The sequence below is a fragment of the Streptomyces sp. NPDC053076 genome, from assembly GCF_044546845.1.
GTDB lineage: Bacteria > Actinomycetota > Actinomycetes > Streptomycetales > Streptomycetaceae > Streptomyces.
In genome coordinates, this window is sequence record NZ_JBITZL010000010.1 from 124,318 (window position 1) to 136,930 (window position 12,613).

Here is a 12,613-nt window from a genome sequence, read left to right on the forward strand (position 1 = left end):
TCTTCTTCACTTCCTCATGACACGTAGAGCGATGGGGCAACTACTCTTGGTGAACATGAAAATTGCTTTCGTCGGGAAGGGCGGCAGCGGCAAGACCACGCTGTCCTCCCTCTTCATCCGCCATCTCGCCGCCGGCGGCGCCCCGGTGGTCGCCATCGACGCGGACATCAACCAGCACCTCGGCCCCGCACTCGGCCTCGGCGAGGAGGAGGCGGCGGCGCTGCCTGCCATGGGCGAGCGGCTGCCGCTGATCAAGGACTACCTGCGCGGCAGCAACCCGCGCATCGCCTCGGCCGCGACGATGATCAAGACGACACCGCCCGGCGAGGGCTCACGGCTGGTCCAGGTGCGGGAGCCCAACCCGGTCTACGACGCCTGCGCGCGTCCGGTGGAACTCGACGGCGGTGCCGTCCGTTTGATGGTCACGGGCCCTTTCACGGACGCCGACCTGGGGGTCGCCTGCTACCACTCCAAGACCGGTGCGGTGGAACTGTTCCTGAACCACCTCGTCGACGGCCCCGACGAGTACGTCGTGGTCGACATGACGGCCGGTTCGGACTCCTTCGCCTCCGGCATGTTCACCCGCTTCGACATGACGTTCCTCGTCGCCGAGCCGACCCGGAAGGGGGTCTCCGTCTACCGCCAGTACAAGGAGTACGCCCGCGACTTCGGCGTCGCCCTGAAGGTCGTCGGCAACAAGATCCAGGAACCGGACGACGTCGACTTCCTGCGCGCGGAGGTCGGGGACGACCTGCTCGTGACGGTCGGGCGCTCGGACTGGGTGCGTGCCATGGAGAAGGGCCGCCCACCCCGGTTCGACCTCCTGGAGGAGGCCAACGCCCGCGCCCTGGACACTCTGCGGACCACCGCCGACGCCACCTACGCGCGGCGCGACTGGGAGCGCTACACCCGCCAGATGGTGCACTTCCACCTGAAGAACGCCGAGAACTGGGGCAACGAGCGCACCGGGGCCGACCTGGCGGCGCAGGTCGACCCCCACTTCGTGCTCGGCGAGAGTGTGGCGACGCCCGTCTGACGCCTACCGCTTGTCCGCCGGCGCCCCGGGAACACCCTTGGGCGCCGGGGCCGGTCGGCCGGACAGGAAGGACGCCCAGCCCTGCCGGGGCGCCTCGCCCACCTCCAGGGTGCGCAGTCTCGCAAGGGTCTGCGGGTCCTGGGCGTCCAGCCAGTCGGCCAGCTGGTGGAAGGAGACGCAGCGCACCTCCGGCTTGGTGCACACCTCCTTCACCACGTCTTCGACGGCACGCATGTAGGTGCCGCCGTTCCACGACTCGAAGTGGTTGCCGATGATCAGGGGCGCTCGGTTGCCGTCATAGGCGCGGTAGAAGCCCTTGAGGAGGCCGTCGCGCATCTGGTCGCCCCAGTAGTCGAACTTGTCCGGGTCGCCCTGGGTCTCGGTACCGGACTGGTTGACCATGAAGTTGTAGTCCATGGTCAGCTGCTCGTAGGTGTGGCCCGGGAAGGGCACCAGCTGCATCGACAGGTCCCACAACCCCTCCTTCTTCTTGGGCCAGACCTGGTCGTTGACCCCGCTGGAGTCGTAGCGGAAGCCCAGCTGGCGGGCGGCCTTCATGAAGTTCTTCTGCCCTTCCAGGCAGGGGGTGCGGGCGCCGATCAGCTCCTTTTCGTAGTCGAAGGGCAGCGGGGCCTCCGCCTTGATTCCGGCGTTGGTCTTCCAGGACTTCACGAACTTCTTGGCCTGGGCGATCTCGCTCTTCCACTCGTCCACCGACCAGGTGCCGACCCCGCCGTCGGGCCCGCAGAAGTGGCCGTTGAAGTGGGTGCCGATCTCATTGCCCTCCAGCCATGCCTGCCGTACCTGCTCAAGGGTGTCGGTGATGCCCTGCTCGTCGTTGAAGCCGATGTCGGAGCGGCCCGGCGAGTGCTGCGGCGGCTTGTACAGGTCACGCTTCTCCTCGGGCAGCATGTACACGCCGCTGAGGAAGTACGTCATGGTCGCGTTGTTCTCCTTGGCGACCTCACGGAAGTGCGAGAACAGCTTCTGACTGTCCTCGCCCGCGCCGTCCCAGGAGAAGACGACGAACTGCGGGGGCTTCTGATCAGGGCTCAGTCGCTCGGGAACGGGCAGATGGGGCTGGGATCCGGTGTACGCGGTGGATCCGTCGCCGATCACCCGGAAGACGCTGCCGGGCGCCGGCGCCCCCTTCTGCGGGCCGGACGCTCCTTCCTTCTTGCTGGTGGAGTCGGTCGCGCAACCGGCGAGCGACGCCGCACAGGCCGCGGCGACCATGGCGCCGACGGCGATCCTGTGGGTGGCGGCCATGTTCCGCCCACCTTCTTCCTTCTCTCAGGCACACGCTGTTGAGGGCCTTTTCTGGTGGTATGCCGGGCTTGTCCCGGCGGCGCCGCCAAGGTCGCACGGGACCGAGAAGGAATTAGTACGACAAGCCGATCAAATGATTACTTCACTCCGGCGGGCGATCTTCTGCCCCATATGCCCCGGAAAACTATGCTTTACCTTTACTTCGCATTACGGTTCTTTTACCGAGCGTGATCCATCCCGCCGCTGCACGCCGTGACCCACGGCCGCGACCGACCCCGCCCATCCCGCGGGTCCCACCAGTCCGCGACCGCGCCGCCCCGGAGGAGACGGGAACATGCCAACCTGCGCACCCCCTCACGCCCAGCACCCCAACCCGCCGCACAACCCGGCACCGACGCGCCGACGCCTCCGCGTCGAAGGCGCCGACCTGTCCGCGTCCGTCGCGGTCTTCCTGATCGCCCTGCCCCTCTCCCTCGGCATCGCTCTGGCGACCGGCGCCCCGCTGCAGGCCGGCCTCGTCGCCGCCGCGGTCGGCGGGATCGTCGCCGGACGGCTGGGCGGCTGCCCACTCCAGGTCAGCGGGCCCGCCGCCGGACTCACCGTGGTCACCGCCGACCTGATCCACCGTTACGGCTGGCGGGCCACCTGCGGCATCACCGTCCTCGCCGGTCTCGCCCAGCTCGGCCTCGGCTGTCTACGAGTGGCGCGCGGCGCGCTCGCGGTCAGCCCGGCCGTGGTGCACGGCATGCTCGCCGGCATCGGCATCACCATCGCCGTCGCCCAGCTGCACATCGTCCTCGGCGGCAGCCCGGACAGCTCCGTCCTCGCCAACCTGCGCGATCTGCCCGCTCAGTTGGCCGACCTGCACCCGGCTGCGGTGTCGATGAGCGCGCTGACCCTGACCCTGCTGCTGGCCTGGCCGCGCCTGCCCGGCCGCGCCGGCCGGCTGCTGCGCAGGGTGCCGGCGGCTCTCGTGGCCGTCACCGGAGCCGCCGCGACCGCCGCCCTCACCGGCCTTGTCCTGCCCCGGGCCGACCTGCCGTCCTGGCACAGCCACGCCCTGGCCGGACTGCCCGAGGGCCCGGTGCTCGGTGTCGTGGCCGCCGTGCTCACCACCACCCTGGTGTGCAGCGTGCAGTCGCTGCTCGGCGCGGTGGCCGTGGACAAGCTGGTCGCCTCCCGTCCCGGCCCCCAGTCCCATGTCGGCCGCTCCGACCTCGACCGGGAGTTGCTCGGTCAGGGCGCCGCCAACATCGTCTCGGGAGCCCTCGGCGGGCTGCCGGTCGCGGGTGTGGCGGTGCGCAGTACCGCGAACGTGAAATCGGGTGCGGTCAGCCGGAACTCCACGATGCTGCACGGCGTTCTCGTAGTAGTCGCCGCGCTGCTGATGGTCCCGGTCCTGGAGGAGATCCCGCTCGCCTCCCTCGCCGCCCTGGTGATGGCCGTCGGCATCCAGATGGTGTCCCTGCACCACATCCGCACGGTGACGCGCCACCGCGAAGTACCGGTCTACGCCACGACCGCACTCGGCGTGGTGTTCCTCGGTGTCCTGCAAGGCGTGTGCCTCGGAATCGCCGTGGCCGTCGCCGTCTCCCTGCACCGCCTCTCCCACACCCGCATCACCCACGAAGAGGAGAAAGGAGTCCATCACGTCCGGGTCCGCGGCCAGCTGACCTTCCTCGCGGTGCCCCGGCTCAGCAGAGTCCTGCATCTCGTACCCAAAGGCGCCGACGCCGTCGTGGAGTTGGACGGTTCGTTCATGGACCACGCGGCGTACGAGTCGCTGCAGGACTGGCGCAGTGCCCACATCGCGCGGGGAGGAAAGGCCGAGCTGGTGGGCCGGCGCGGCGTCATCCGGACCGCCGGGCAGGCCCCGTCCGCCGAGTGCCGGTGCCGCCCCTGGACCCCCTGGCGCAACCACCAGTCCTGCTTCACCGGCGCCACCGCCGCCCCGGCCGGGCAGGAGGCCGGGCGGGACCTGGCCCGCGGCATCAGCACGTTCCAGCGGAACACCGCGCCGCTGGTGCGGGAGGAACTGGCGCGGCTGGCCCGGGAGGGGCAGCGGCCCGGCCAGCTCTTCCTCACCTGTGCCGACTCCCGGCTCGTCACGTCGATGATCACCGCCAGTGGTCCCGGCGATCTGTTCGTCGTCCGCAACGTCGGCAACCTGGTGCCGCCGCCGGGCGAGGAGCACGGCGACGACTCGGTCGCCGCCGCCATCGAGTACGCGGTGGACGTGCTCGGGGTGCGTTCGATCACCGTGTGCGGACACTCCGGGTGCGGTGCGATGCAGGCGCTGCTCACCACCGGGACCGGCCGCGGGAGCACCCCGCTGGAGAGGTGGCTGCGACACGGGCTGCCGAGTCTGGCGCGCATGGCCGGCGACCGGCCCGGCCGGCCGCGGCTGGCCGGGCGGGCCCCCGTGGACGCGGTGGAACTGCTGTGCCTGACCAATGTCGTCCAGCAACTGGCGCATCTACGGGCGCACGGGCCGGTCGCCCGGGCGCTGGCCGAGGGAGAACTGGAGCTGCACGGCATGTACTTCCACGTCGGCGAGGCGCAGGCGTACCTGCTCGCGGGAGCGGAGGGAGGAACGGTGTTCGAGGACGTCACGGACGACGTCCGCCGAGGTGAGGAGGCCGCGACCCGGTCCGGCCAGTGAACCCAGGATAGGTCTAAACCAATTTTACCGCCGACCCTTGTCATCGGACCCCCGGGTCTGATGAGCTGTGGCCTGGGACACAACGGACACCCTTCGAAAGGGAGATGTCGTGAGCAACGAAAGCCTGGCCAACCTGCTCAAGGAAGAGCGCAGGTTCGCGCCACCCGCCGACCTGGCCGCGCACGCCAACGTCACCGCGGAGGCGTATGAACAGGCCAAGGCTGACAGGCTCGGCTTCTGGGCCGAGCAGGCCCGTCGGCTGACCTGGGCCAAGAAACCGACCGAGACACTGGACTGGTCGAACCCGCCGTTCGCGAAGTGGTTCAAGGACGGCGAGCTGAACGTCGCGTACAACTGCGTGGACCGGCATGTGGAGGCCGGTCACGGGGACCGCGTCGCCATCCACTTCGAGGGTGAGCCCGGCGACAGCCGCGCGATCACCTACGCGGAGCTGAAGGACGAGGTCTCCCGGGCCGCCAACGCCCTGCTGGAACTGGGCGTACGCAAGGGTGACCGGGTAGCCATCTACATGCCGATGATCCCGGAGACCGCGATCGCGATGCTGGCCTCGGCCCGGATCGGCGCGGCGCACTCGGTCGTCTTCGGCGGCTTCTCGGCGGACGCGCTCGCGACCCGGATCCAGGACGCGGACGCCAAGGTCGTCATCACCGCCGACGGCGGCTACCGGCGCGGCAAGCCGTCCGCGCTCAAGCCGGCCGTGGACGAGGCGGTCGAGAAGGCGGGCAATGTCGAGCACGTGCTCGTGGTGCGCCGTACCGGGCAGGAAGTGGTCTGGAACGGCGAGCGGGACGTGTGGTGGGACGAGCTGGTGGGCCGGCAGTCCGCCGAGCACACCCCGGAGGCGTTCGCGGCGGAGCACCCGCTGTTCATCCTCTACACCTCGGGGACGACGGGGAAGCCGAAGGGCATCCTGCACACCTCCGGCGGCTACCTCACCCAGACGGCCTACACCCACTGGGCGGTGTTCGACCTCAAGCCGGAGACGGACGTGTACTGGTGCACGGCCGACGTCGGCTGGGTGACCGGGCACTCGTACATCGTGTACGGCCCGCTGGCCAACGGCGCGACGCAGGTGATGTATGAGGGCACGCCGGACACCCCGCACCAGGGCCGGTTCTGGGAGATCGTCCAGAAGTACAAGGTCACGATCCTCTACACCGCGCCGACCGCGATCCGGACGTTCATGAAGTGGGGCGACGACATCCCCGCCAAGTTCGATCTGAGCAGCCTGCGCGTCCTGGGCTCGGTCGGTGAGCCCATCAACCCCGAGGCATGGATCTGGTACCGCAAGCACATCGGCGCCGACCGGACCCCCGTCGTGGACACCTGGTGGCAGACCGAGACCGGCGCCATGATGATCACGCCGCTGCCCGGAGTCACCGAGGCCAAGCCCGGTTCGGCGCAGCGTCCGCTGCCCGGCATCAGCGCGACCGTCGTCGACGACGAGGCGCGCGAGGTGCCCGACGGCGGCGGTGGCTATCTGGTGCTGACCGAGCCGTGGCCGTCGATGCTGCGCACCATCTGGGGCGACGACCAGCGGTTCCTCGACACCTACTGGTCCCGCTTCGAGGGCAAGTACTTCGCCGGGGACGGGGCGAAGAAGGACGACGACGGGGACATCTGGCTGCTGGGCCGGGTGGACGACGTGATGCTCGTCTCCGGGCACAACATCTCCACCACCGAGGTGGAGTCCGCGCTCGTCTCGCACCCGTCGGTCGCCGAAGCCGCCGTCGTGGGCGCCGTGGACGAGACCACCGGCCAGGCCATCGTGGCGTTCGTCATCCTGCGCGGCTCGGTCACGGAGGACGACAAGCTCGTGGGCGAGCTGCGCGACCACGTGGGTGCCACGCTCGGGCCGATCGCCAAGCCCAAGCGGATCCTGCCGGTGGCGGAGCTGCCGAAGACCCGCTCCGGCAAGATCATGCGCCGCCTGCTGCGGGACGTCGCCGAGAACCGTCAGCTGGGTGATGTCACCACCCTGACCGACTCGGCGGTCATGCAGTTGATCCAGGACAAACTGCCCGCGGCGCCCAGCGAGGACTGAGCGGGCCGGGGACTGAGCCGCACCCCGCGGGGCACCCGGCCGGCGAACGTGCCGGGTGCCCCGCGGGCGTCTACGGTGAAGATCACCGGACCCGGCGCGCGCCATTTTAGGTAAAATATGCAAAGTGCCGTGTGACGCGGCACGTCAGGTGCGCCGGGAAGTCTGGTCGGCATGTGAGTTTCGCCTGCCCCGGAGGTCTCCCGTGACCGCGCCCCGCACCCGCACCACCGCCCGCAAGGTCCTCGGCCGGCTGTCCCTGCCCGAGCGGACATTCGTCGCGGACGCGTTGCGCGCCGAGACCGTCGGCGGGGTCCTGCTGCTGCTCGCCGCCGTGGCGGCACTGACGTGGGCGAACGTCCCCGCACTGCGCCACAGCTACGCGAGCGTCAGCCACTTCCACCTCGGCCCCGGCGTCCTCGGCCTGCACCTCTCCGTCGCCCACTGGGCCGCGGACGGGCTGCTCGCCGTGTTCTTCTTCGTCGCCGGCATCGAACTCAAGCGCGAACTGGTCGCGGGCGATCTGCGAGACCGCAGGGCGGCCGTGCTGCCCGTCGCGGCGGCACTGTGCGGGATGGCCGTACCGGCGCTCGTCTACGCGCTCACCAACCTCGCCGGCAACGGCTCCCCGCAGGGCTGGGCGGTGCCGACCGCCACCGACATCGCCTTCGCGCTCGCCGTCCTCGCGGTCATCGGCACCTCACTGCCCAGCGCCCTGCGGGCCTTCCTGCTCACCCTCGCGGTCGTCGACGACCTCTTCGCGATCCTGATCATCGCGATCTTCTTCACCGACCGGCTGAACTTCGCCGCCCTCGGCGGGGCCGCCGCCGGCCTCGCCCTCTTCTGGCTGCTGCTGCGCAAGGGGGTACGCGGCTGGTACGTGTACGTGCCGCTCGCCGCCGTCGTCTGGGCGCTGATGTACAACAGCGGCGTGCACGCCACCATCGCCGGTGTGGCGATGGGCCTGATGCTGCGCTGCACCACCCGGGAGGGGGAGGAGCACTCGCCCGGCGAGCACATCGAGCATCTGGTGCGGCCCCTGTCGGCCGGACTCGCCGTACCGCTGTTCGCGCTGTTCAGCGCCGGCGTGCCGCTCTCCGGCGGGGCGCTCGGGGATGTCTTCGCCAAGTCCGAGACACTCGGCGTCGTGCTCGGCCTGGTCGTGGGCAAGACGGTCGGCATCTTCGGCGGAACCTGGCTGACCGTCCGCTTCACCCGGGCGCAGCTCAGCGCGGAGCTGGCGTGGGCCGACGTCTTCGCCGTGGCCTCGCTCGCCGGGATCGGCTTCACCGTCTCGTTGCTCATCGGCGAGCTGGCCTTCGACGGCGACACCGTGCTCACGGACGAGGTCAAGGCGGCCGTCCTCATCGGGTCACTGATCGCGGCGGTGTGCGCGACGGTGCTGCTGAAGCTGCGCAACGCCCGGTACCGCAAGCTGTGCGAGGAGGAGGAGCGCGACGAGGACCTCGACGGCATCCCGGACGTCTACGAGCAGGACGACCCGGCGTACCACCTCCGCATGGCCGAGATCCACGAGCGCAAGGCCGCCGAACACCGGCGTCTGGCCGCCGAGCGAGCGGCCGGGACGCGCCACGGGCTTGCGGAAGTACCGGGCGGGGCAGGCGAGGAGGGCGACCGTCCGGCATGATCTGACGAGACGGTACAGAACAAGACGGCCGCGCGCGCACGACGGCTACCCGGTCGGCCGTACGAGCATGACGGCCGTTCCACACAGCGCGTGTGCGGCACAACAGACTTCTGAGGGAGAACGCGATGAGCGCACCCGACGGCAGCCCGGTCGGCGCCGAACGCAGCATCGGCCAGCTGTTCGCCTCGGCGACGACCGAATTGTCGGCGCTGGTGCACGACGAGATCGCGCTGGCCAAGGCTCAGCTCAAGCAGGACGTCAAGCGCGGCGCGGTGAGCGGCGGCGCGTTCTCGATCGCCGGCGCCGTGCTGGTGTTCTCCCTGCCGATGCTCAACTTCGCCCTGGCGTACGGCATCAGGACCTGGAGCGGCTGGAACCTGGCCGTCTGCTTCCTGCTGTCCTTCGCGGCCAACGTGCTCGTCGCCGGTTTCCTCGCGCTCATCGGCACGGTGTTCGCGAAGAAGGCCAAGAAGGGCCAGGGTCCGCAGAAGGTGGCCGCCTCGATGAAGCAGACGGCGGGCGTCCTGCAGAACGCCAAGCCGCACCCGCGCCCGGAGCTGCCCGACGACCGCGCTCCCGCGGCCATCGAGGCTGTGGCACGCTCGTCGTCATGACGGACCCAGCCGCCCTCTCGCCCGTGCGGATCGACCTCCCGGACGGGAGGAAGGTCACCCATCGGGATGTCGCCGCCAACGGCGCCCGCTTCCACATCGCCGAGCTGGGCGACGGCCCCCTGGTGCTGCTCCTGCACGGCTTCCCGCAGTTCTGGTGGACGTGGCGGCACCAGCTGGCCGCGCTCGCGGACGCGGGCTACCGGGCGGTGGCGATGGACCTGCGGGGCGTCGGCGGCAGCGACCGCACGCCCCGCGGGTACGACCCCGCCAACCTGGCCCTGGACGTCACCGGGGTGATCCGCTCGCTCGGCGAGCCGGACGCCGCGCTGGTCGGACATGACCTCGGCGGCTATCTGGCATGGACGGCGGCGGCCATGCGGCCCAAGCTCGTGCGGCGCCTCGCCGTGGCGTCCATGCCGCACCCGAGGCGCTGGCGCGCGGCGATGCTGCGGGACGCCCGGCAGACGGCCGCCAACTCCTACATCTGGGGATTCCAGCGGCCGTGGCTCCCGGAACGTCAACTGACCGCCGACGGGGGCGCGCTGGTGGGCCGTCTGATCCGGGACTGGTCCGGGCCGCGGCTGCCCGAGGACGCGGCCGTGGAGACGTACCAGCGGGCCATGTGCATCCCCTCCACGGCGCATTGCGCCATCGAGCCGTACCGCTGGCTGGTGCGTTCACTGGCCCGCCCGGACGGCCTGCAGTTCTACCGCCGGATGAAGCGGCCGGTGCGGGTGCCGACGCTGCACCTGCACGGCTCCCTGGACCCGGTCACCCGCACACGCAGCGCGGCCGGTTCGGGCGAGTTCGTCGAAGCGCCGTACCGCTGGCGGCTGTTCGACGGCCTCGGCCACTTCCCGCACGAGGAGGACCCGGCGGCCTTCTCCACGGAACTGATCAACTGGCTCAAGGACCCCGAACCCGACCGGTGATGCCCACCCGCCCCCACCCGGCCGGGGGTCCGGGGGTCGCCCTGGGGACAGGGGCCGGCCCGGCGACCGTTCTGTAAGCAATTGGATGCATGGAGTATCCGAATCGTGAACAGTTGTCCCTCGAACGGCCACATGCCTGTCGCATAGGCCAATTGGGGGGCGCCCAGGCGGTTATCGACCTTCGGGCGGGGGCACACGTCGGGGTATGGGCTGGACGCACGACTACAGTGACGCACCCCGCAACCGCCGCTCGGCCACGGGCCTGAGCACGCCTCAGCGAGGCACCCCGCAACTCGCGGAAGGCGACCTGCGGGTGGGGATTCCGCGCATCCTGCGCCGCCGGGCCCGCTGGGTCTCGGTGCGCCTGCGTCACCCGCGGGGCTGAGCGCCCCCGCGTCGTCCTACAGGGCGCAGCTGTCCGTGCCCACCTGCTCGTTCGCCGTACGGCCCCGCTCGACGTCGGCCTGGATCTCGTCCGCCGTCAGGGCGTAGCCCGTGTCCGCGTCGTCGAGGGACTTGGCGAACACCACGCCGTAGACCTTGCCGTCCGGGGTGAGCAGCGGGCCGCCGGAGTTGCCCTGGCGGACGGTGGCGTACAGGGAGTACACGTCGCGGCGGACCGTGCCGCGGTGGTAGATGTCCGGGCCGTTGGCCGTGATGCGCCCGCGCACGCGTGCGGCGCGCACGTCGTACGAGCCGTTCTCCGGGAAGCCCGCGACGATCGCGCCGTCGCCACCGGCCGCGTCCTGGTTCGTGAACCGCAGCGAGGCCGCCTTCAGGTCCGGTACGTCGAGTACGGCGATGTCGCGCTTCCAGTCGTACAGCACGACCTTGGCGTCGTGCTTGCGGCCCTCACCGCCTATCTGCACCCGCGGCGCGTCCACCCCGCCGACCACGTGCGCATTGGTCATGACGCGGCGGTCGGCGAAGACGAAGCCGGTGCCCTCCAGGACCTTGCCGCAGCTCTGGGCGGTGCCGGTGACCTTGACGATGGAGCGCTGGGCGCGCAGGGCGACCTGGCTGTTCGCGAGGGCCGGGTCGGGCGGTCGCACGTCCTTGATCGGTTCGTCGGAGAACGGGCTGAACACCTGCGGGAAGCCGTTCTGCGCGAGCACGGAGGAGAAGTCCGCGAACCAGGTGTCGGCCTGCGCGGGCAGCGCCCGGGAGACGCCGAGGAGCACCTTGGAGCCGCGCACCTCCTTGCCGAGCGTGGGCAGGGTCGTGCCGGCCAGAGCGGAGCCGATCAGCCAGGCCACCAGGAGCATCGCGACGACGTTGACCAGCGCGCCGCCGGTGGCGTCCAGGGCGCGGGCCGGGGACCAGGTGATGTGCCGGCGCAGCTTGTTGCCGAGATGGGTGGTCAGCGCCTGGCCCACGGAGGCGCAGACGATGACGACGACCACGGCCACGACGGCGGCGGTGGTGCCGACCTCCGCCTGGCCGGTCACGGCGTCCCAGATGACGGGCAGCGTGTACACGGCGACGAGGCCCCCGCCCAGGAACCCGATCACCGACAGGATGCCGACGACGAAGCCCTGGCGGTAGCCCACCACCGCGAACCACACGGCCGCGACGAGCAACAGGATGTCCAGCACGTTCACTGCTTCAGGCCTCGCCTACTCACTCCGCTCCCAGCAGCTCGGCCGGGGCCCGGGGGGTGCCCCGGGGGATACAGCACGGGGATCACCCTGTCATGCGTGCCAGTCGAGCGGGACCTGCTTCTGCCGGTCCCAGGGCCGCTCCCAGCCCGCGTAGTGCAGGAGGCGGTCGATGACGCCGGCCGTGAAGCCCCAGACCAGGGCCGATTCGACCAGGAACGCCGGACCGCTGTGACCTCTGGGGTGGACGGCGGTGGCGCGGTTGGCGGGGTCCGTGAGATCCGCCACGGGAACGGTGAAGACCCGCGCGGTCTCCCTGGGGTCGACGGCGCCCACGGGGCTGGGCTCGCGCCACCAGCCGAGCACGGAGGTGACGACGAAGCCGCTGACCGGGATGTACAGCCGGGGCAGCACACCGAAGAGCTGCACGCCGGAGGGGTCGAGCCCGGTCTCCTCCTCGGCCTCGCGCAGTGCGGCCCGCAGGGGGCCCTCACCCTGCGGATCGCCGTCCTCCGGATCCAGCGCGCCGCCCGGGAAGGACGGCTGCCCGGCGTGCGAGCGCAGGGAGCCCGCCCGCTCCATGAGCAGCAGTTCCGGGCCGCGCTCCCCCTCGCCGAACAGGATCAGCACGGCCGACTGCCGCCCCGAGCCGTTCTCCGGCGGCAGGAAGCGGCTCAGCTGGAGCGGCTGGACCGTGTCGGCGGCGTGCGCCACGGGCTCCAGCCAGTCCGGCAGCCCTTCCCTGCTGAGCGTCACCGGGCCGCCCTGTGTGTCACTTGCCCTCGTCATCGC

Annotated in this window: 10 protein-coding genes; 7 read left to right on the top strand and 3 right to left on the bottom strand. The window is 70.8% G+C overall.

Annotation, left to right across the window (positions count from 1 at the left end):
• Window positions 1-55 precede the first annotated feature (55 nt).
• Window positions 56-1,036, top strand: a complete 981-nt coding sequence (locus ACIGYR_RS32955; protein ID WP_399606580.1) for an ATP-binding protein — start codon at window positions 56-58, stop codon at window positions 1,034-1,036.
• A 3-nt stretch (window positions 1,037-1,039) separates the two neighbouring features.
• Here the strand turns inward: ACIGYR_RS32955 and ACIGYR_RS32960 are convergent, their stop codons facing one another.
• Window positions 1,040-2,305, bottom strand: a complete 1,266-nt coding sequence (locus ACIGYR_RS32960; protein ID WP_399606578.1) for a hypothetical protein — start codon at window positions 2,303-2,305, stop codon at window positions 1,040-1,042.
• 334 nt (window positions 2,306-2,639) lie between these two features.
• On the opposite strand from ACIGYR_RS32960, the gene ACIGYR_RS32965 reads away from it, so the two are divergent.
• The 6 genes from ACIGYR_RS32965 to ACIGYR_RS32990 all read left to right on the top strand — a co-directional run bounded on the left by ACIGYR_RS32965 (window position 2,640) and on the right by ACIGYR_RS32990 (window position 10,608).
• On the top strand, window positions 2,640-4,967 hold the full coding sequence (locus tag ACIGYR_RS32965) for a SulP family inorganic anion transporter (protein WP_399606575.1): 2,328 nt from the start codon (window positions 2,640-2,642) through the stop codon (window positions 4,965-4,967).
• A gap of 109 nt (window positions 4,968-5,076) precedes the next feature.
• Window positions 5,077-7,032 (top strand): acetate--CoA ligase, encoded by a 1,956-nt coding sequence (acs, locus tag ACIGYR_RS32970; protein ID WP_399606573.1) that lies wholly within the window; start codon window positions 5,077-5,079, stop codon window positions 7,030-7,032.
• A gap of 202 nt (window positions 7,033-7,234) precedes the next feature.
• A complete protein-coding gene (nhaA, locus tag ACIGYR_RS32975; RefSeq protein ID WP_399606570.1) occupies window positions 7,235-8,677 on the top strand; it encodes a Na+/H+ antiporter NhaA in 1,443 nt (480 codons plus the stop codon).
• Window positions 8,678-8,802: 125 nt separating this feature from the next.
• Window positions 8,803-9,291, top strand: a complete 489-nt coding sequence (locus ACIGYR_RS32980) for a phage holin family protein (protein WP_399606567.1) — start codon at window positions 8,803-8,805, stop codon at window positions 9,289-9,291.
• Window positions 9,288-10,223 carry an alpha/beta fold hydrolase gene (locus tag ACIGYR_RS32985; protein WP_391847668.1) on the top strand — a complete coding sequence of 312 codons (936 nt, stop codon included), beginning with the start codon at window positions 9,288-9,290 and terminating at the stop codon, window positions 10,221-10,223. The genes ACIGYR_RS32980 and ACIGYR_RS32985 overlap by 4 nt, the downstream gene beginning before the upstream one ends.
• 205 nt (window positions 10,224-10,428) lie before the next feature.
• Window positions 10,429-10,608 (top strand): hypothetical protein, encoded by a 180-nt coding sequence (locus ACIGYR_RS32990; RefSeq protein WP_236053281.1) that lies wholly within the window; start codon window positions 10,429-10,431, stop codon window positions 10,606-10,608.
• Window positions 10,609-10,624: 16 nt separating this feature from the next.
• Here ACIGYR_RS32990 and ACIGYR_RS32995 read toward each other — a convergent pair whose 3' ends face one another.
• Window positions 10,625-11,824 carry a MarP family serine protease gene (locus ACIGYR_RS32995; RefSeq protein WP_399606565.1) on the bottom strand — a complete coding sequence of 400 codons (1,200 nt, stop codon included), beginning with the start codon at window positions 11,822-11,824 and terminating at the stop codon, window positions 10,625-10,627.
• A gap of 90 nt (window positions 11,825-11,914) precedes the next feature.
• Window positions 11,915-12,610 (bottom strand): NUDIX hydrolase, encoded by a 696-nt coding sequence (locus ACIGYR_RS33000; protein WP_391847666.1) that lies wholly within the window; start codon window positions 12,608-12,610, stop codon window positions 11,915-11,917.
• Window positions 12,611-12,613: the final 3 nt, after the last annotated feature.